The sequence below is a fragment of the Siccibacter turicensis LMG 23730 genome, assembly GCF_000463155.2.
Taxonomy (GTDB): domain Bacteria; phylum Pseudomonadota; class Gammaproteobacteria; order Enterobacterales; family Enterobacteriaceae; genus Siccibacter; species Siccibacter turicensis.
In genome coordinates this window covers 496144-515050 of sequence record NZ_AWFZ01000042.1, presented here as the reverse complement: position 1 = coordinate 515050, position 18907 = coordinate 496144, and the positions used below count along the sequence as shown (strand labels likewise).

At 62.8% G+C, this 18907-nt stretch carries 15 protein-coding genes; 7 read left to right on the top strand and 8 right to left on the bottom strand.

The window, feature by feature from the left end:
- Window positions 1-26 precede the first annotated feature (26 nt).
- Both DW58_RS14365 and DW58_RS14360 read right to left on the bottom strand, forming a co-directional pair.
- Complete coding sequence (locus DW58_RS14365) at window positions 27-1649, bottom strand: dipeptide ABC transporter ATP-binding protein (RefSeq protein ID WP_024550650.1); 1623 nt, start codon at window positions 1647-1649, stop codon at window positions 27-29.
- Window positions 1650-1779: 130 nt separating this feature from the next.
- Window positions 1780-2811 carry an NADP-dependent oxidoreductase gene (locus DW58_RS14360; RefSeq protein ID WP_024550651.1) on the bottom strand — a complete coding sequence of 344 codons (1032 nt, stop codon included), beginning with the start codon at window positions 2809-2811 and terminating at the stop codon, window positions 1780-1782.
- 191 nt (window positions 2812-3002) lie between these two features.
- On the opposite strand from DW58_RS14360, the gene DW58_RS14355 reads away from it, so the two are divergent.
- Window positions 3003-3521 (top strand): GNAT family N-acetyltransferase, encoded by a 519-nt coding sequence (locus tag DW58_RS14355; RefSeq protein ID WP_024550652.1) that lies wholly within the window; start codon window positions 3003-3005, stop codon window positions 3519-3521.
- Complete coding sequence (locus DW58_RS14350; protein ID WP_024550653.1) at window positions 3518-3967, top strand: DMT family transporter; 450 nt, start codon at window positions 3518-3520, stop codon at window positions 3965-3967. The genes DW58_RS14355 and DW58_RS14350 overlap by 4 nt, the downstream gene beginning before the upstream one ends.
- Before the next feature lie 2 nt (window positions 3968-3969).
- Here the strand turns inward: DW58_RS14350 and DW58_RS14345 are convergent, their stop codons facing one another.
- Window positions 3970-4203, bottom strand: coding sequence for a DUF2526 family protein (locus DW58_RS14345; RefSeq protein ID WP_024550654.1), 234 nt, complete (start codon window positions 4201-4203; stop codon window positions 3970-3972).
- Window positions 4204-4251: 48 nt separating this feature from the next.
- Window positions 4252-5850, bottom strand: a complete 1599-nt coding sequence (locus DW58_RS14340) for an ABC transporter substrate-binding protein (protein WP_024549529.1) — start codon at window positions 5848-5850, stop codon at window positions 4252-4254.
- A 301-nt stretch (window positions 5851-6151) separates the two neighbouring features.
- On the opposite strand from DW58_RS14340, the gene DW58_RS14335 reads away from it, so the two are divergent.
- From DW58_RS14335 to DW58_RS14320, 4 genes are all read left to right on the top strand, one after another.
- The gene (locus tag DW58_RS14335; RefSeq protein ID WP_024549530.1) at window positions 6152-7552 is read left to right on the top strand and encodes an SrfA family protein; all 1401 of its coding nucleotides are present in this window, start codon (window positions 6152-6154) and stop codon (window positions 7550-7552) included.
- Window positions 7553-7556: 4 nt separating this feature from the next.
- A complete protein-coding gene (locus DW58_RS14330) occupies window positions 7557-10541 on the top strand; it encodes a virulence factor SrfB (protein ID WP_024549531.1) in 2985 nt (994 codons plus the stop codon).
- Window positions 10538-12700, top strand: a complete 2163-nt coding sequence (locus tag DW58_RS14325; protein ID WP_051195583.1) for a virulence factor SrfC family protein — start codon at window positions 10538-10540, stop codon at window positions 12698-12700. Before DW58_RS14330 ends, DW58_RS14325 begins: the two co-directional genes overlap by 4 nt.
- 151 nt (window positions 12701-12851) lie before the next feature.
- Entirely contained in the window at window positions 12852-13376 is a 525-nt protein-coding gene (locus DW58_RS14320) for an anti-virulence regulator CigR family protein (RefSeq protein WP_024549532.1), read from the top strand.
- A gap of 70 nt (window positions 13377-13446) precedes the next feature.
- On the opposite strand, the gene DW58_RS14315 is transcribed toward DW58_RS14320, so the two are convergent.
- From DW58_RS14315 to DW58_RS14300, 4 genes are read right to left on the bottom strand one after another with little or no spacing between them, the layout of a single operon-like run.
- Window positions 13447-14571 (bottom strand): Gfo/Idh/MocA family protein, encoded by a 1125-nt coding sequence (locus DW58_RS14315; protein ID WP_024549533.1) that lies wholly within the window; start codon window positions 14569-14571, stop codon window positions 13447-13449.
- The gene (locus DW58_RS14310; protein WP_024549534.1) at window positions 14568-15632 is read right to left on the bottom strand and encodes a sugar phosphate isomerase/epimerase family protein; all 1065 of its coding nucleotides are present in this window, start codon (window positions 15630-15632) and stop codon (window positions 14568-14570) included. Before DW58_RS14310 ends, DW58_RS14315 begins: the two co-directional genes overlap by 4 nt.
- Window positions 15629-16732, bottom strand: coding sequence for a Gfo/Idh/MocA family oxidoreductase (locus DW58_RS14305; protein WP_024549535.1), 1104 nt, complete (start codon window positions 16730-16732; stop codon window positions 15629-15631). Before DW58_RS14305 ends, DW58_RS14310 begins: the two co-directional genes overlap by 4 nt.
- The gene (locus DW58_RS14300) at window positions 16725-17969 is read right to left on the bottom strand and encodes an MFS transporter (RefSeq protein ID WP_024549536.1); all 1245 of its coding nucleotides are present in this window, start codon (window positions 17967-17969) and stop codon (window positions 16725-16727) included. The genes DW58_RS14305 and DW58_RS14300 overlap by 8 nt, the downstream gene beginning before the upstream one ends.
- 178 nt (window positions 17970-18147) lie before the next feature.
- Here DW58_RS14300 and DW58_RS14295 point away from each other — a divergent pair.
- Window positions 18148-18907: LacI family DNA-binding transcriptional regulator (locus DW58_RS14295; protein WP_235810700.1), on the top strand; the 760-nt coding region annotated here is incomplete at its 3' end.

The following is an 18907-nucleotide window of genomic DNA, read 5'->3' as shown; positions in this document are numbered from 1 at the left end:
CACCCCTTCTGTTTAATGCGCTGCCGTCACCCTGCCCGCATCTGCAACGCCTGTTCGATATCCGGCGCGCTCTGCAGCAGTTCCCGGGTATAGCGGTGCGCAGGCTGCTCCAGCACCTGCTGCGTCTCCCCGGCTTCGACAATCTCTCCCCGGTACATCACCACCACCCGGTCGCAAACCTGGCGTACCGCGCTCAGGTCGTGGCTGATAAACAGTACCGTCAGGCCCAGCTTGTCGCGCAGGTCGGCGAGCAGCGCCAGCACCTGGCCACGCACCGAGAGATCCAGGGCGGACACGGCTTCGTCTGCTACCAGCAATTCCGGCTCCAGCGCCAGCGCGCGGGCAATGGCGATGCGCTGACGCTGTCCACCTGAGAACGCCGCCGGACGACGCGCGGCGTGCGTCGGGCTAAGGCCCACCAGCGTTAACAGCTCGCTGACCCGGGCCGGAATCTCCGCGGCCGGGCGCAGTTTGTGCACCCGCAGCGGCTCGGCAATCTGCTCGCCCACGGTCATTTTGGGATCGAGGCTGGCAAAGGGGTCCTGGAAAATAATCTGCGCCCGACGGCGCATCTGCTGCTGCTGTTCCCGGCTGGCCTTCACCAGGTTGATGCCATCAAACAGGATCTCGCCGCTGTCGGCCGGAATCAGCCCGATGGCCGTCCGCCCGAGGGTGGTTTTACCGGAGCCGGATTCGCCAATCAGCCCTACTATTTCTCCGCGCCCGATGGCCAGCGTGGTGGGTTGCAGGACCGGATGACGATGCGGCGGGAAAAACGGTAGCCGGTGCGGCTGCGGGTAGCTTTTGGTCACGCCTGCCAGCGAGATCAGCGGCGCGTCGGGTAGTGCCGCGGTGCGACGATGGTTTTCCGGCCTGGAGGCGGCGATAAGCTTTTGAGTATAGGGATCGGCGGGATGCGAGAGCAGTATGGGCACGGCGCCCTGCTCGACAATGCGGCCGTTGTGCATCACCGCCGCGCGGTCGGCGTAGCGCGCCACCACCCCGAGATCGTGGGTGATGAGCAGTACGCCCATCTGCATTTCGCGCTGCAACGCCTGTAACAGGGCGAGGATCTGCGCCTGAATGGTGACGTCCAGCGCGGTGGTCGGCTCGTCGGCGATCAGCAGCGCCGGTTTACAGCTGATGGCGCTGGCAATCATCACCCGCTGGCGCATGCCGCCGGAGAGCTGGTGAATATACTGCCCCGCCCGCTGGGCCGGGTTAACGATCCCGACCTTGTCCAGCAGCTCAACGGCCTGCTGGTTTGCCGCTTTCCACGACAGCCCCTCATGACGTACCAGCACTTCGGCAATCTGCTCACCCACCGTCAGCACCGGGTTCATGCTGCTCATCGGCTCCTGAAAGATCATCGCAATCTGGCTGCCGCGTACCCCGGCCGGGTAGCGCTGGCCCGGTGCGGCCACAACCTCGCCGTTGAAGCGAATAACGCCGCCCTGGTGCTGTACTCCTTCGGGCAGCAGGCCCAGCACCGAGAGCGAGCTGAGGGTTTTGCCGGAGCCGGATTCGCCGACCAGCGCGACGATCTCCCCGCGTTCAACGTGAAAATCGATGCCCTTCACCAGCGGCGAGCCGCCGACGGTGGCGAGAGTCAGATCGGTTACCTGGAGTAAAGAGGTGTCTGAATTCACTGGCGTTTCCCGTTATGAGCCGATTTTTGAGGATATCGGCTGGTGGGCATGGGGACAAGACGTTATTCAGTCGATTTTATGATGGGTTATGCCATTTTACACGGGCGACGGCGCACCGCCGCCCGTCAGGTTACGCGTCGTCGGCGACGCGAATCACCACTTTACCGAAGTTTTTACCTTCCAGCAGGCCGATCAGGGTATCGGGCGCCTGTTCAAGGCCGTCCACCATCTGCTCGCGATAGTGAATTTTGCCCGCTTTCACCCAGCCCGACATCTCGTTAAAGAACTCATCGAAGCGGTCGCCGTAGTCCTGATTGATGATGAACCCCTGCATGCGCAGGCGCTTTTTCAGCATGGTGCCCATCAGGAGCGGCAGGCGATCCGGCCCGTCCGGCAGGCCGGTGCTGTTATACCCCGCCACCAGACCGCAGATCGGTACGCGCGCGGCGGTGTTAAGCAGCGGCAGCACCGCGTCGAACACCTTGCCACCAACGTTTTCGTAGTAAACGTCGATCCCCTTCGGACAGGCCTGCTTGAGCTGCTCTGCGAAATCCTCGGCGCGGTGATCGATACAGGCATCAAAGCCCAGGGTTTCCACGGCGTGACGGCATTTCTCTGCCCCGCCGGCGATCCCCACTACGCGGCAGCCTTTGATTTTACCAATCTGCCCCACCGTGGCGCCGACCGGGCCGGTCGCGGCGGCCACCACCAGGGTTTCGCCCTCTTTCGGCTGGCCGATGTCGGTCAGCCCCATGTACGCCGTAAAGCCCGGCATCCCCAGCACGCCCAGGGTCCAGGAGGGTTGTTCCGGATTTTTGCCGAGGTTGGTCAGGCCGGTGCCGTCCGACAGCGCATAGTCCTGCCAGCCGCTGTAGCCCAGCACCCAGTCACCCTCTTCATAGCCGTCGAGCTTTGAGGCTTCAACCCGGCTCACGGTGCCACCCACCATCACGTCCCCCAGTTCTACCGGTGCAGAGTAGGACGGTTCATCGCTCATACGTCCGCGCATGTAGGGGTCGAGCGACAGAAACACCGTGCGCAGCAGCACCTGGCCGTCGGAAGGCGTGGGAATCTCCGCGGTATCGAAACGGAAATTGTCCGCGGTCGGCGCGCCGTGCGGTCGGGATTCCAGTAGCCAGCGGCGGTTTTGTTGCTGTTTCATCAGGCGTTCTCCTCTGTTGATGATGTCCTTTAATACTAGACGCCATCACCGCCCCCGGTGTGGGATGCGGCGGGATATGCCATAAATGGTGAAAAATCCTCATTTTCCGCCGGTTAAAAAAATTGACAGAACCTCGAGCTGCGGGCGTACTATCGGGTACCGCTAACTGCAACAATCTCCGAGGCTTACCGATGATCGTTCGTCATGCCAGCGAGCAGGACTGCTCCGCTATCGCCACCATCTATAACCACGCCGTCGTGCATACCGCCGCTATCTGGAATGACAAAACCGTCGATGCCGAAAACCGCGTTGAGTGGCTCGCCCTGCGTCGTAATGCTGGCTACCCGGTGCTGGTGATGGAGGATGACGGTGCCGTGGTGGGCTACGCCTCGTTTGGCGACTGGCGCGCGTTCGACGGCTTTCGTCACACGGTCGAGCACTCGGTCTATGTACACCCCGACCATCAGGGTAAAGGCATTGGCCGCCAACTGATGGTGAAGCTAATCGACGAGGCGCGGGCCATCGGCAAGCATGTGATGGTGGCCGGGATCGAAACCCAGAACGTGGCGTCCATCGCCCTGCACCAGTCGCTGGGCTTTGCCATTACCGCGCAGATGCCTCAGGTGGGCACCAAATTTGGCCGCTGGCTGGATCTCACCTTTATGCAGCGCCAGCTTGACGATCGCAGCGAGCCGGATGCGCTGGGATGAATCAGTCGCTGAGCCTGCTGTTTCTTATCTGCGCCGGAATGGGGCTGGTTATCCAGAATACCCTGATGGTTCGCATCACCCAGACTTCATCCACCATTCTCATCGCCATGCTGCTCAACTCGCTGGTAGGGATCGTGCTGTTTATCGGGATTCTGCTGATTAAAAACGGCATGTCCGGGGTGAACGAACTGGTGTCGACGGTGAAGTGGTGGACGCTGATCCCCGGTCTGCTGGGGTCGTTTTTTGTGTTCGCCAGCATCAACGGCTATCAGCATGTCGGGGCGGCAACCACTATTGCGGTACTGGTGGCAAGCCAGCTGATCGGCGGGCTGGTGTTTGATATGGTGCGCAGCCACGGGGTGCCCTGGCGGGCGCTGGTGGGGCCGCTATGCGGCGCGGTGCTGCTGGTGATTGGCGCCTGGCTGGTCGCAAGACGCCAGTTTTAACGCTACAGAATGACGCCGCCGCTGGTGAGATGCTCGCGGCGCGCCTCGGCCTCTTCGCGATGATGGCGACCGTGCTGGGCAATCGCTACCCGCAGGCGCTGCTGCTGCTGGTAACGCTCCTCGCGACTCAGCGCCGCATCGTCGCTTAACGCAATCAGCAACTCATTCATCGGGGCAATCACACCCCCGGCGATGGTTGCGTCCACCCGTTCAATGATCTCGTCCAGATGTGCCATTTTACCTCCAGAAACGCTGCGCCATCGCCGCGGCAATGGCGCGCTCCGTTAATCAAGCTTCGCTTTTGAGAAATCGCTGCCCATCAGGCTGACGCTGTAGCCGGTGACGTTGCTGCGCGTCGCGTAGAAGGTTTTGCCGTTGGCCAGCGTGACCCACGGCGCCTGCTGGTAGAAAATCTCCTGCGCCTGAGTGTAGAGCGCGGCGCGTTTTGCCGGGTCGCTTATCAGCAGCGCTTTCTTCACCAGATCGTCATAGCCTTTGTCACACCAGCGCGCGACGTTAGACCCGCTCTTCACGCTGTCGCAGCTCAGCAGCACGTCCGCGAAGTTATCCGGGTCGCCGTTGTCCGACATCCAGCCAAACAGCGCGGTGCTGTGCTCGCCCTTGCGCATACCGGAGAGGTATTCGCCCCACTCATAGCTGACGATGTTGGCCTTAACGCCGACCTTCGCCCAGTCGCTCTGGATCATCTCAGCGATGCGCCGTGAGTTCGGATTATACGGGCGCTGCACCGGCATTGACCAGATATCGGTGGTGAAGCCCTTCTCCAGCCCGGCCTGTTTCAGCAGCGCTTTGGCTTTCTCCGGATCGTAGTCATAGTCTTTCAGGTTCGCGTCATAGCCGAGCATTTTTGGCGGCAGCGGCGATTTTGCCACGGTGCCGGACCCCATAAAGACCGCGTTAACGATCGCTTTTTTATCCACCGCGTAGTTCAGCGCCTGACGGACCAGCAGCTGATCAAAGGGTTTTTTCTCGGTATTAAACGCCAGATAGCCGACGTTGAGCGCATCCACGCTGTGCAGCGTCAGGTCTTTGTTGTTTTTGATAACCGGGAACTGCACCGGTGCCGGGGCCGGAATGATCTGGCACTCGTTGGTTTGCAGCTTCGCCAGACGCGTCTGCACGTTCGGCGTGATGGAGAAGATCAGGTGCTTTGTCGGCACCTCACCGTCCCAGTAGTTGGGGTTGGCAACGTAGCGGATCAGCGAGTCGACCTTATACTGCTGCAGCGCATACGGACCGGTCCCGATCGGCCAGTTATCAACGTTTTCCGGCGTGCCTTTTTTCAGCATCGCATCGGCATATTCCGCCGAGAGAATGGAGGCGAAATCCATGCCCCAGTCGGCAAGGAAGGCGGCGTTCGGTTCGTTCAGCACAAACTGCACGTGGCGATCGTCAATCTTCTTCATCTCTTTAATCAGCGAATCCAGACCGACGTCGTGGAAATATTCATACTGGCCGCCGGACACCTTGTGGTACGGGTGATTAGGGTCTTTCTGACGCATCACCGAGAAAATAACGTCATCGGCATTAAAGTCGCGGGTCGGTTTAAAGAATTTATTGCTGGTGAACTTCACCCCTTCACGCAGGGTGAAGGTGTAGGTTTTGCCGTCCGGAGAGATCTCCCATTCGGTCGCCAGGGACGGCACCGGGGTATTTTTCACCGGATCGAAATTGATTAAGCGGTTATACAGCACCTGAGAACTGGCCACGAACGACGGGCCAGAGCTGGCGATCTGGGGGTTAAACGACTCGGGCGATGCCTCGGAGCAGTAAATAAGGGTGTCATTTCCCGCCGCGAGGGCGGCGCTTGCCGGTAACAGCGCGCTTAACAGCACGCCGAGAAGTGTCTTAGACGTAGACATCAGTACATCCTTTTGTCTTAAATTATTTTCGGGGACGATCTCAGCATAGCTGCCTTCCGCGCGCAAATAACCAAATCCTCTCATGTTATTCATTTCCGTCTGAATTTGTACATTTGCTCACCGCGGCGCGCGTTAATGTGCGTCGGATAATTTCGGTTAAGTAATTTTTATAAAGGTCAAGAAAATTCCTGGAGATCTATAGCGGGAGAATTCGGCTTTTTTTGCACGTTCTCCACCGTTTACTTGTCTGGCAGGTCGATACAGTAGATGGGTGAAAGTGGCACAACGGCAGGATCTAAACGTGGCAAAAATACTCTTACGCAGCGGCTCGCTGGATGACTATCAGGCAGTGGGCGAGAACGGCCAGTCGGTGTTCGACTCGGCGCTGCAAATTCGCGAGACGCTGCGTCTTCGCAAGCAACAGGCGCTGGTTGACTGTCTGGCAATCCCGCAGATTAACGATGACGGCGACCGGGTTGACTGGTATGCCCCCTTCCCCGGCAGCGTGCGCGGCTGGGCTGCGGCCGACAGCGATACCCGCGAACGGGCGCTGAAAAGCCTGGAGAAAACCATCGCCGGGGCGCTGACCCTCAGCAAGCGCTGCATGCAGTCCGATAAAGCAGCACAGGTGCGTTTCGGCGCGCTGCTGGCGAAAGCGCTTCAGTTCCCGGGCAGCAACCATGTCTATCTGGTGGATGACCGCGCGGTGATCACCTTCTGGGGCTTCGTCAATCTGAACGAAGGCGTGGCCGACGACGTGCTGGCCTGCCTTGCCATCGAAGAACCTGAAGAGCCGGCGATCCTGGCTGAACCGGAGCCTGTTGCCCCGGAGCCGGTGACGATTACCCTGAGCGAACCGGATGCCCCGCTGCTGGCCCCTGCGCCGCCGCCGATCCCTGTGCCCTCTCCCGTGCCGGCTGCAGCGCCTTCCGTCGGCGAGCCGCTGGTCTACACCCCGTATCCGGTTAACCCGGCCCCTGCCGCCGCACCGCAGCCCGCGGTGACGCCAGCGCCTCAGCCTGCCCCTGCGGCCCGTAAGAAAAGCGTACCGCTGTGGGCGCTGCCGGTGGCCGCCGTTGTGGTCGCTGCCGTGGCGGTGCCTGCCGTGTGGGTGGCGATGAAGCCCGCGCCAACGGCGGTGGCCGCCGTCGAGCCTGCGCCGGTCGCCCCGGTGGCGATTGCGCCAGCCCCGGTAAAAGAAGCACCGGCGCTGACCGCCAGCCTGCCGCTGCATCCGGCGAAGTTTACCCCGGCCGTCGCGCCGGTGGTGGAAGCCCCGCCAGCCCCGGCGGCCCCGGTGGTTATCGAGCCACCGCCGAAAGATGCGCTGGTGATGGATGCCGACCAGGTCCGTAACGGATCCACCAAATTCCTCAACGGCAACTGGCGTGTGGACGTCGATTTCCGCGATCCGGTGAGCGGCAAAGTGCCGGCGCTGCGCTATCAGGTCACCAACAACAAGGGCCAGACCACCGTCACCCTGCGCGGCAAAGTGACCTGTAAAGCCGAGGTGTTCTCCGGCCTGCACAGCGACGGTACCCTGATGATTAAAACCCGCGGCGCGGCACGCTGCAGCGACGGCGCGCGCTATAACGTGCCGGAAATCGCCTGCAAAGCCACCGAGAACAACGCGGCGCAGTGCACCGGTCAGTACGACGAGAAAACCGTGGTTCCTGTGACATTCAAAAAAGTGAGTGCCTGATCCTATGCTGGCAAACCTGTGCGATTACAAACAGAGCGTGACCCTGATTGAAAACAGCGGGGTTCAGTTCCTTGATTTTGGTTTAACGCCGCTGGAGCAGCCCCACGCCGGGCGCTTCGTGCGTAAAACCGCCAACGGCCCGCTGCTGCGCCTTGATTACGATATCAGCGCCGGGAAATACACCCTGCCCGCGGCGCGCGGCGGCGCGGCCGAAGTGGTGAAGCCGGAGAGCAAAGTGGCGCTGGAGCAGTCGCTCGCGCTGCTGAACGGCGTCTGGCTGCCGGTGCCGTTCCTGCGCTTTAACCCACCGCGCACCTTCGTGGAAGGCCCGGACAACTGGGCGCGCGTGCAGATCCGCAAGCTGGCCCGCCCGGATCAGGCGGGCAACACGCACCGCGTGACGCTGGCGCTGGACACCCGTCTGGTAGACGCAGACGGCCCGGCGCTGCTGGCGCCGTCCCAGAACGACGTGCGCAACGGCACCCGGTTTACCCTCGCCTGGCGCGACGATGAAGTCGGCGATTTCCTCGATCAAACCTGGGTGGACGGCTGGCTGCGTGAAGCTTTTACCCAGTATGTGGGCCAGGATGACACCCGCAACGAGCGCGATATCACCCTGGCGCTGAAAGGCTTTGAGTACCAGGCGCACTGGCTCAACCTGCTGGCGCTGCTCGGTGAGCAGATTAACGTGCCGGAGGTGAAAATTGTCACCGCCACGCTGAACACCCCGCCGGTGCCGGTCGACCTGATCCTCGACGTTGGCAACACTCACACCTGTGGCGTCATTATTGAAGATCACGGCGATGCCAACGATGGCCTGCGTCAGACCATGGAACTCCAGGTCCGCTCCCTGAGCGAGCCGCAGTTCCTCAATGAGCCGATGTTTACCAGCCGCCTGGAGTTTGCCGAAGCGCGCTTTGGCAAGCAGCACTTCTCGGTGGAGAGCGGACGCGATGACGCCTTCGTCTGGCCGTCCATCGTGCGCGTGGGCGATGAAGCCCGCAAGCTGGCGATGCAGCGCCCCGGCACCGAGGGCTACAGCGGCCTCTCCAGCCCGCGCCGCTACCTGTGGGATGAAACCCCGGCCACCCAGGGCTGGCGTTTCAGCCAGCTCAACGTCAAAACCGCCCACGAGCCGCTGGCGACCGCGTTTCCGCTGATGAACCTGATGAACGACGACGGCCAGCCGCTCTACAATCTGCCGCTCGACGAGCGCCTGCCGGTGTTCTCCCCGCAGTACAGCCGCAGCTCGCTGATGACCCACATGCTGTGCGAACTGCTCTCCCAGGCGCTGTGCCAGATCAACAGCGTCGGCAACCGCCTGCGCATGGGGTTCCCGGCCTCGCCGCGCCAGCTGCGCACCCTGATCCTTACCCTGCCTTCGGCGATGCCGAAAGAGGAGCGGGAGATTTTCCGCCGCCGTATGCAGGAGGCGATTGCGCTGGTGTGGAAAGCCCACGGCTGGCACCCGCAGGACGATGACTTCTCCGACGACTGGTCACGCGGCCAGAGCAGCGTGCCGGCACCGACGGTGCAGATGGAGTGGGACGAAGCCAGCTGTGGTCAGCTGGTGTGGCTCTACAACGAAGCAATGGTGCACTATCACGGCCAGACCGAGCAGTTCTTCGCGGCCCTCGCCCGACCGGACCGCGCCAGTGACGCACCGGGTAGCGCGAGCCGCGAGCTGCGCATCGCCTCGCTGGATATCGGCGGTGGCACTACCGATATGGCGATTACCCACTATCGGCTGGACGACGGCAGCGGCAGCAACGTCAAAATCACCCCGTCGCTGCTGTTCCGCGAAGGGTTTAAGGTAGCCGGGGACGACATCCTGCTGGACGTGATCCAGCGCTGCGTACTGCCTGCCCTTCAGGAGTCGCTGCAAAAAGCGGGCGTCGGCGATGCGCCAACCCTGATGGCGTCGCTGTTTGGCGACTCCGGGCGCATGGACACCCAGGCGATCCTGCGCCAGCAAACCACGCTCCAGCTGTTGATGCCGATTGGTCATGCAATTCTCGCCGGTTGGGAAGAGAGCGATCCGGCGGATCCGCTGGCGGGCCTGCACGCCCTCACCGGTGACCTGCTTACCCAGTCGCCGACCCGCAATGTGATTCACTACCTGGAGCAGGCGATCCAGCACGCGCTGCCGGCCGACGCCCCGGCGTTCGATATTCTGGCGGTGCCGCTGCAGGTTAACTTCAGCGAACTGACCGCCGCGATGCTTGAGGGGCAGTTCAGCATCAGCGCCCCGCTGCACGCCCTGTGTGAGGTGATCTCCCACTATCGCTGCGACGTGCTGTTGGTGACCGGGCGTCCGGGCTGCCTGCCGGGCATTCAGGGACTGGTGCGCCATCTGCAGCCGGTGCCGGTGAGCCGCATCGTCTGGCTGGACAACTATTCGGTTCATGAATGGTATCCGTTCAGCACTCACGGCCGGGTCGGCAACCCCAAATCCACCGCCGCGGTCGGCGCGATGCTGTGCAGCCTGGCGCTGGATCTGCGTCTGCCGCGCTTCAATTTTAAGGCCGCCGATATCGGCGCCTACTCGACGGTGCGCTACCTTGGCGTGCTGGACGACACCAGCAATACCCTGCGCGATGAGAATATCTGGTACCGCGACATCGACCTCGATAAGCCGGGGGAGAAGCTCGATACCCGCATTCAGTTCCCGCTGCGCGGCAGCGTGACGCTGGGCTTCCGTCAGCTCGACAACGCCCGCTGGCCCGCCACGCCGCTCTACAGCCTGTCGATTAACGCGCCGGAACTGGCGAAAACCATCGCCGGCGACGGCGTACTCAACGTGCGCCTGCAGCTGGCGGGCGGGAGTAAAACCCAGGGGCCGGTGTCGTTCACCCTCGCCGACGCCTGGCTTCAGGACGGCACCCGCGTGCCCGCTGAACACCTGACCTTTAAACTGAACACTCTGGCCGGCCGCCGCAGCAGCCGTAGCCACTACTGGATCGACAGCGGGAGCGTGTACCTGAAATGAGTATTGTCACCCCAGAGCAGACAAAACTGAACGCCTTGATGACGTGGGTCCAGACGGCCCGCACCACCTCCCCGCTGCTGGACGATGAAGCCGACGCCCTGCTGGCAAACCTGAACGCGGCCAGCGCCCATTTTCGCGCCATCGCGCGGGCGCAGCAGCGCCCGCCGGTGCTGGGGCTGTATGGTCATTCCCACGAGGGTAAAGCGCATCTGCTGCGCAGCCTGGTCGGCAGCGCCGACGGGCGCATTGTGGTCAACCTTGGCGATAAGCCGGTGGACTACCTGAACCAGATCAACCCCGGTCACCGCCCGCTGTCGCTGGCGCTGCGCTTTGTGCCGCGCCCTGCCGGGTTTACCGACGGCTATCCGCTCACGCTGCGCCTGTTCAGCGAGGCCGATCTGGTGCAACTGCTGATGCTGCACTATCACGCCCGCTCTGGCGCCCGCGCGCCAGAGCGTCTCGCCGTCGAGCAGCACATTCAGCGCCTGCGTGATATGAGCCAGCCCCAGACCCTGCCGGGCAGCCGTCCCGACGAGATCATGCAGATCGCTCGCCACTGGCAGACGCTGGTGCCTGCCAGCGAGCGTCACCTGGACGACGCCCACTGGCAGCAGCTGGCGGAGATCGTACCGACGCTGGATCTGGCCGGTCGCGCGCTGGCGTGGTCGCTGTTCTGGGGTGAGCAGCGTGAGCTGACCCAGCACTGGCTGGAGCTGGCCGAAGCTCTGCAGCGTCTGGGCCACGCCGGGGAAGTCTTTGCCCCGCAGAGTCTGCTTATCGACAATTTCTCCCTGCCGGTGGACGGTTTCCTGACGGAAAGCGAGCTGCGCGAAGACGACAACGCCGACGTGCTGGTGCGTCCGGTTGAGCAAGGCGAAGCCGGTCCGGCGGTGAACCTGGCGCTGAGCGTGCTCAACCGCCTGTGTGCCGAACTGGTGCTGCCGGTGCCGCAGCAGGCGCTGGATGACGTCGAGGTGGTGGATATCCCCGGCTTCTGCCTGATTGACGGCGTTGACATGGCCCTGACCCGCCGCCGCTTTTTACTGGAGTGGTACCGCAAGCAGCTTCAGCCCGATGTGCTGCTGATCTGCAACGCCGCGCCTTCGCGCGCGGCGATCCCGGCGCTCTCTCGCCAGCTGTGGCACTGGGTGGAGACCACCCAGCCCGCCAAAGAGGACGCGCTGCCCGGCCTGGTGTGGGCCATCACCCCGCACGACGCGCGCTTTAGCGACGGGGAGCACCTTGATGAGGCGATTCAGCGTCTGCTCGGTAAGCCGGGCCAGCGCTGGGGGACGTTACAGGCGCTTGACGGGCGCAATCTGCAACGCCTCACCGAGTGGCTCGGCCAGGCGCTGGACGCCACCCATCACGCCGGCCGCCTGGCGGGCCTGCGTCGCGCGGGAGACAGCCGCCTGGCGCAGCTTTTCAGCCGCTTCAACGTGGAGACCCAGGCTAACAGCGACGCGGCGAAAGCCGAGGCCGAGCAGACCGTGCGCGGTTTACAGCGCATCGCCGCCCGCCACGGAGAGCTGCTCGAAGGGCTGCTGCCCGCCAGACTGGTGCAGCAGCTGCCCCAGCCGGAAGCCCCGGTAATCACCGCCGCGCCGCGCACGCCGTTTGATCTGAACGTCGATCTGTTTGCCGCCCCGCAGATGCAGGAGGAAGGCCAGCAGGCTGCCCCCTCCCACGGTAACGCGCTGCACAAGGCCTGGGTAAACCATGTCCGCCACTGGACGCGTCGCGCCGACGTGGCAACCCACTTTGGCCTGACGGACGAGGCGTTGCAGCATCTGGGGGATATTCTGGTGGTGACCAGCTACCGGCTCGATCTGGCGGCCGCTCTCGATGAGGCGATGCACACCGCCGCACGCGGCCAGGCCCGGCTTGGCGACTTCCTGACCTGGCTTGGGTATGACGCTGTCGCGCCCGCCAGCCGCCCGGCGAGCCGCGTCCAGCCCGGCGCGACCATCTTCGCCCCCGCCCCGGCACAGCATGGACGTCTGACGAAGCTCGGCGAACAGCCCGCCCACGCGGCGACGCAGTTTGTCTATGACTGGCTGGTTGCGCTCTATACCCGCGCGGTGGAGAACATCGGCTATCAGCATCCGCTCGACATCAACGATAAGCAGCGCGATACCCTGCGAAAACTGCTCGGCTGAGCGCCGCTGAGGTGAGCATCCATCCCGGCCCTGGCGTCGGGATTTTTTTTGCGACTAACCCGTGAGAAATCACAATCCAGGAATAAGGGATATAGTCACGCCATGTCATTATGGTGAAATAGCGCTGAGGCAACCCTGTTAAGGAAATAGTATGAAAACGCGTCGGTTAACTCTCACAGCACTCCTGCTGGCAAGCTGCGTTGCCATGGTCGCCACACCGGTACTGGCTAACAACGGCAATGGCAATGGCAATGGCAATGGCAATGGCAACGGACATGGTAATAGCGGTAACCATGGCAACAGCGGCAATAACGGCAACAAATCGGATAAGGGTGATAAAGGAAAGTCGTCCCAGCACACCAACGGCGCTGGCCACGGTAAAAACTACGGGAAACCGGACCACGTCGATCGCGACATCAGCTACGATCGCGCGCGCCAGCTGGCGGTAAACTACGGCATTACCGGGTATAAACCCTTGCCGCCGGGGATCGCCAAAAATCTGGCGCGCGGCAAACCGCTTCCTCCGGGAATCGCGAAGAAGGCCGTGCCCGCATCAATGTTAAGCGAATTGCCCTACTATCCGGGCTATGAGTGGCAGGCGGTGGGGCAAGACCTGGTGCTGATTGCACTCAGTACGGCCCTGGTGACCGCCGTCATCAATAACGTATTTGATTAAGCAGCACCTCCATCAGACGCAAAAAACCGGGCCCTGCCCGGTTTTTTTATCGGTTCTGCCCGCACTTCCTCTACGCCCACGTCACCCAGGTGCCGCCCTGTGCACTGCTCTCGCGCAGCCGCGCGATAAACTGCATGCCGGCGATGCCATCGGCGATACCGGGCAACAGCGGCATCGGCTTACCCTGAATAAGATCCGCCGCCTCGCGATAAATCTGCGCGAAGCCTTCCAGATAACCTTCGGGATGCCCCGCCGGGGTGCGGCACTGCTGAGCGACGGCCGCTGACATTCCGTGGCCGTTGCGGGTCACCGTAAACGCCGGCGCGTCGTGCGGCAGAAGCGTCAGCTGGTTGGGCTGCTGCTGGCAAAACGTCAGGCTTGCCCGGGTTCCGACGATATGCAGCCGCAGATCGTTCTCATGCCCGGTTGCCACCTGGCTTGCCCACAGCCGCCCGCGCGCCCCGCTGGCATAGCGCATCTCGGCGAACACCTCGTCATCAAGCTGTCTGCCCGCGACGCGGGTCAGCAGCTCACCGCGCACGGCCTCCGGCGACATCCCGGTAACAAACGCCGCCAGTTGCCAGGCGTGGGTACCGATATCCCCCGCCGCCCCGGCACCGGCGCGCAGCGGGTCGGCGCGCCACCGGGCCTGTTTGTTATCCCCCAGCTCGGCGCGCTCGTTGAGCCAGCCCTGAAGATAGGTCACCTCAATGCTGCGGATCTCCCCCAGTTCACCTGCGGCGACACGGCGTTGCGCTTCGCGCACCATCGGCAGCGCACTGTAGTTGTGGGTCAGCACAAAATGGCAGCCGCTGCGCGCCACGTCCTCTGCCAGCATCTGGCCTTCCGGCAGGCTCAGACCCAGCGGTTTATCGCAGATGACATGAATCCCCTGGGCAAGAAACACCCGCGCTACCGGCACATGAAGGTGATTGGGGGTGACGATGGCAACCACGTCGATGCCGTCGTCACGCCCGGCTTCACGCTCCGCCATCACCTCCCAGCGCGTATAGCAGCGATCCGCGGCAACGTGCAGCGCGTCGCCGCTGCGGGTCGCCACCTCCGGGTTCGAGGAGAACGCCCCGGCAACCAGGTCATAACGGTCGTCAAGCCGCGCCGCGATACGGTGCACCGCGCCGATGAACGCCCCTTCACCGCCGCCCACCATTCCCAGCCGCAGACGCCGCGTACTCATGGGCGATCCTCCAGCCCGAGCATGGCGCGGATAGCGGCCCGGTCGCTGTCCCGGGCGGCGAAATCGTCAAACGCGTGGTCCGCGACCTGAATAATATGCCGGGCAATAAAGGGCGCGCCCTCCTGCGCCCCGGCCTCGGCGGATTTCAGGCAGCACTCCCATTCAAGCGTGGCCCAGCCGGGGTAATCGTATTGCGCCAGCCGGCTGAAGATGCCGGTGAAGTCGATCTGCCCGTCACCCGGCGAGCGAAAGCGCCCGGGACGATCCTGCCAGGCCTGGTAGCCGCCATACACGCCGCTCTGGGCCGAAAGCTGGAACTCCGCGTCCTTGACGTGAAACGCCCGGATGCGCGGATGCCAGCTGTCGATGAACCCCAGGTAGTCCATGTGCTGGAGCAGCATATGGCTGGGATCGTAGAGGATGCAGGCCCGCGGGTGGTTGCCGGTCAGGGCCAGAAAACGTGCGAAGGTCGCGCCGTCATGCAGATCTTCGCCGGGGTGCAGCTCATAGCAGAGATCGACCCCGGCCTCGTCAAAGGCGTTCAGGACAGGCCGCCAGCGGCGGGCCAGCTCGGCGAACGCCTCCTCAATCAGCAGGGCGTTGCGCGGCGGCCAGGGGTAGAAATAGGGCCACGCCAGCGCGCCGGAAAAGGTCGCGTGGGCGCTCAGACCAAGACGGCGCGACGCCACCGCGGCCTGCCTGAGTGTGTCGGTCGCCCACTGCTGACGCCCGCGTGGGTCCTGAGCAAACTGCGCCGGGCCGAACCCGGCAAACGCCTGTTCGTAGGCCGGGTGCACCGCCACCAGTTGCCCCTGTAAATGGGTGGACAGCTCGCTGATTGCCAGCCCGTGTCCGGCCAGCATGCCGGTGACGTCATCGCAGTAGGTCTGGCTGGCTGCCGCCTTTTCCAGATCGAAGATATGCGGCAGATGGGTCGGGATCTGCACGCCCTTATACCCCAGCCCCGCCGCCCACGCCGCCAGGGCGGGCAGGCTATTAAACGGCGGCTGATCGCCGATGAACTGTGAGAGAAAAATAGACGGGCCGCGTAAGGTTTTCATCCGTTCACCTCATGATGATTATCGCCGTTGAGCCAGACGGTACGCTGCTCGCGCACCGCACGATCCGCTGCCAGCACCACCGCCAGGCTGTCGATGGCCTGCTGCTGATGGGTCAGCAGGTTGATATCCTCGAGGATAGCCCGGGCGAAGTACGCTTGCTGGCGAACGCAAAGCGCGTCGTGGTCGGGTTCGTCTTCATTGGTAATCCACTCATCCTGCTGAGCGAAGCAGCCCTGGTCATCCAGCGTCGCCGGGTGGACGCGCAGCGATTCGGTGCGGGTGTGGGCCTCGACGTTAGCCGACTGCCCTTCTCCGCCTGCTTCCCGCGCCACGATGGAGACGCTGCCGCGCGGGCCGATGACATCCTTAATGAAAAACGCGGTCTGGCTCATCATCGGCCCCCAGCCCGCCTCGTACCAGCCAACGGACCCGTCGCTGAACCGCACCTGCAGCTGGCCATAGTTGTACTGCCCGGTGCCGATCTCGTCGCTCAGCCGCGCGCCGATGGCGCTGACGCTCAGCGGCTCTGCCTGCGTCATCTGGCACATGACATCCAGGTAGTGCACGCCGCAGTCGACGATGGGCGACAGAGAGCGCATCAGCTGGCGGTGGGTCTGCCAGGCGCTGCCATCGCTCTGCTGGTTAAGGTTCATGCGCATCACCAGCGGTTTGCCGAGGGTCTGAGCCCGCGCGATAAACTGCTGCCACGCCGGGTGGTGGCGCAGAATGTAGCCCACCATCAGCTTCTTCCCCGCCAGCTGGGCAGTGGCAACCAGCCGTTTTGCCCCGGTGACCGTCGTGGCGAGGGGCTTCTCAATAAACACATGGCAGCCCGCCGCCAGCGCAGTGAGCGCCAGCGTTTCATGGCTGTCCGGCCAGGTGGCGATGCACACCGCGTCCGGCTGCGTCTCGGCAATGGCGGTTTTCAGCTCGTCAAAAAGGGGAACCGGCGTGGCGAGCGCGGCGTTGAGGCGCTGTTTCGACTCGCCGCGCGCCACGAGTCCGCACAGCGCGAAGTCATCGAGCTGCTGATAGGCCAGGGCGTGGGAGCGTCCCATGTTGCCGCAGCCAACCACCAGTACGCGTAACGGTTCAGTCACGTTTTGGCTCCTCGCGGTAGTTGAAGGTAAAGAAGAACAGCGCCGCGATAGCCAGGGCAGCGACAGCCGGCATCCACCAGAAACTCTGCCACTGGGCCAGCGCCTGCGCGCCCTCGGCGGTGACCGAGCGGTTAAACACCGCCCCGCTTATCTGCGAGCCAATCAGCATGCCGAGCCCGTAGGTGAACAGCACCAGCAGGCTTTGCGCCTGGCCTTTCACTTTGTTGCCCGCCACTTTGTCGGTATAAATAAAGCCAATCACGAAGAAGAAGTCGTAGCACACCCCGTGCAGGATGATGCCGATGTAGACCATCCAGCGCGTCTCTTCAGTGATGCCGAGGGCAAACATGGCGTAGCGCAGGAACCAGGCCAGCATCCCGATGAGCAGCATCAGCTTGATGCCGAGGCGGCGGAAGAAGAACGGAATCAGCAGCATAAACAGCAGCTCTGACATCTGGCCCAGCGACATCACCCCGCTGACGTTCTCAAACTCGACCGCTGAGATAAACGGCGCGGCGTAGGCGTAGTAAGCCGCCAGCGGAATAGAGATCAGGGTGGCGCAGATGATGAACACCATAAAGTGGCGCTGTTTCAGCAGCGCGAAGGCATCCGCGCACAGCAGATCGCGCATCGACAGCGGCTTACCGCGATCCGGGGCCGGCGTATGCGGCAGCGTAAAGCTGTAGATGCCCAGCACCAGCGAGGCGATCGCCGCGAGGGTAAAGATGGCGGTGCTGTCCGATAACCCCGTGGCGCCCACGATAAGCCCGGCGACGATCCAGCCGATGGTGCCGAAGGCGCGCACCACCGGGAACCCCTTCTCGCTGTTGGCAAGGCTGTGGAACGCCACGTTATTGCTGAGGGCGATGGTCGGCATGTAGCAGAGCATATAGGCAAAAATCACCCACAGCAGGCCGCTTTGCCCGCTTTCGAACAGCCCTGGCATCCACCAGAGCAGCGCCGCGCCGACCAGATGCAGAATGCCAAGCACTTTCTGCGAGGCGAAGAAGCGGTCAACCAGCATTCCCAGCAAAAACGGCGACAGGATGGAGGCAATCGGACCGGTCGAGTACGCGTCCCCTATTAGCGCGCTCAGGCCGTATTTTCCCATCACGATCCCGAGGGTGACATACCACGCCCCCCAGACGAAAAACTCCAGAAACATCATCAGCGAAAGGCGCGGGATCACCCATTTCGGGCTGGCGATCTGCGCCGGTGATACGGTGTGAGAAGACATGGCATCCTCCGGCTGGGTAGTGGCGTGGCGTGTGTTATTCTTGTAATCGATTACATGCTCTTTCGGATCAAAATGTAATCGATTGCAATGCGCTTCACCAATGCATCTGCTTTTTATTTGCTACTATCGATGCAATTTGCAAGGCGCTTCACAATTCACTTCAGGCGGAACAGATCCCATGTCTATTGAGAAAGTGGCACGGGTCGCGGGGGTCTCCACCGCGACGGTATCGAGAGTGCTCAACGGTAATCCAGGGGTTAAGCCTGATACCCGCGACAAAGTGCTGGCCGCGATCGCCGCTTGCGACTGGCAGCCTAACCTGCTGGCGCGGCAGCTGCGCACCTCGCGCAGTCGGATGCTGCTGGTGCTGGTCTCCAGCATCACCAACCCCTTCTGCGCGGGCGTGGTACGCGGCATCGAGGAAGAGGCGGAAAAACAGGGGTATCACATTCTGCTGTGCAACTCGGAATCGCGCCTGAACCGCGAATCGGCCTACCTGCAACTGCTGAGCGGCAAGGTGGTGGACGGGGTGATCACCATGGATGCCATCAGCTGTTTGCCGGGCCTGACAACGCTTATCGGCAACGCGCCCTGGGTGCAGTGCGGAGAAGGTAACACCGGGTACAACGCCTCATCGGTGACGATTGATAACCATAGCGCGGCGGAAAGCGCCATCAACTACCTTTCCGGTAAGGGCTATCAGCGGATCGCGATGATCAGCGGCGACCTGCGCTATCTCTACTCCCAGCAGCGAGAAGCGGGCTATCGCGCGGCGCGTGAAGGCGCATGGCAGGCGGTGGTTCGCGCCGAGGGGCTGGAGTATCAGGCGGGTTATCTGGCGATGGCGACGCTGTTTGCCGCCGAGGAGAAACCGGATGCGGTGTTCGCCATCTCCGACTCGCTGGCGGGCGGCGCCCTGCACTATGCCCACGAACAGG

Excerpts from the sequence above, each read along its gene's own strand:
- DW58_RS14360 (WP_024550651.1), bottom strand. The coding sequence starts at position 2,811 with ATGAAACAGCAACAAAACCGCCGCTGGCTACTGGAATCCCGACCGCAC.
- DW58_RS14355 (WP_024550652.1), top strand. The coding sequence starts at position 3,003 with ATGATCGTTCGTCATGCCAGCGAGCAGGACTGCTCCGCTATCGCCACC.
- DW58_RS14350 (WP_024550653.1), top strand. The coding sequence starts at position 3,518 with ATGAATCAGTCGCTGAGCCTGCTGTTTCTTATCTGCGCCGGAATGGGG.
- DW58_RS14345 (WP_024550654.1), bottom strand. The coding sequence starts at position 4,203 with ATGGCACATCTGGACGAGATCATTGAACGGGTGGACGCAACCATCGCC.
- DW58_RS14340 (WP_024549529.1), bottom strand. The coding sequence starts at position 5,850 with ATGTCTACGTCTAAGACACTTCTCGGCGTGCTGTTAAGCGCGCTGTTA.
- DW58_RS14330 (WP_024549531.1), top strand. The coding sequence starts at position 7,557 with ATGCTGGCAAACCTGTGCGATTACAAACAGAGCGTGACCCTGATTGAA.
- DW58_RS14325 (WP_051195583.1), top strand. The coding sequence starts at position 10,538 with ATGAGTATTGTCACCCCAGAGCAGACAAAACTGAACGCCTTGATGACG.
- DW58_RS14320 (WP_024549532.1), top strand. The coding sequence starts at position 12,852 with ATGAAAACGCGTCGGTTAACTCTCACAGCACTCCTGCTGGCAAGCTGC.
- DW58_RS14315 (WP_024549533.1), bottom strand. The coding sequence starts at position 14,571 with ATGAGTACGCGGCGTCTGCGGCTGGGAATGGTGGGCGGCGGTGAAGGG.
- DW58_RS14310 (WP_024549534.1), bottom strand. The coding sequence starts at position 15,632 with ATGAAAACCTTACGCGGCCCGTCTATTTTTCTCTCACAGTTCATCGGC.
- DW58_RS14300 (WP_024549536.1), bottom strand. The coding sequence starts at position 17,969 with ATGTCTTCTCACACCGTATCACCGGCGCAGATCGCCAGCCCGAAATGG.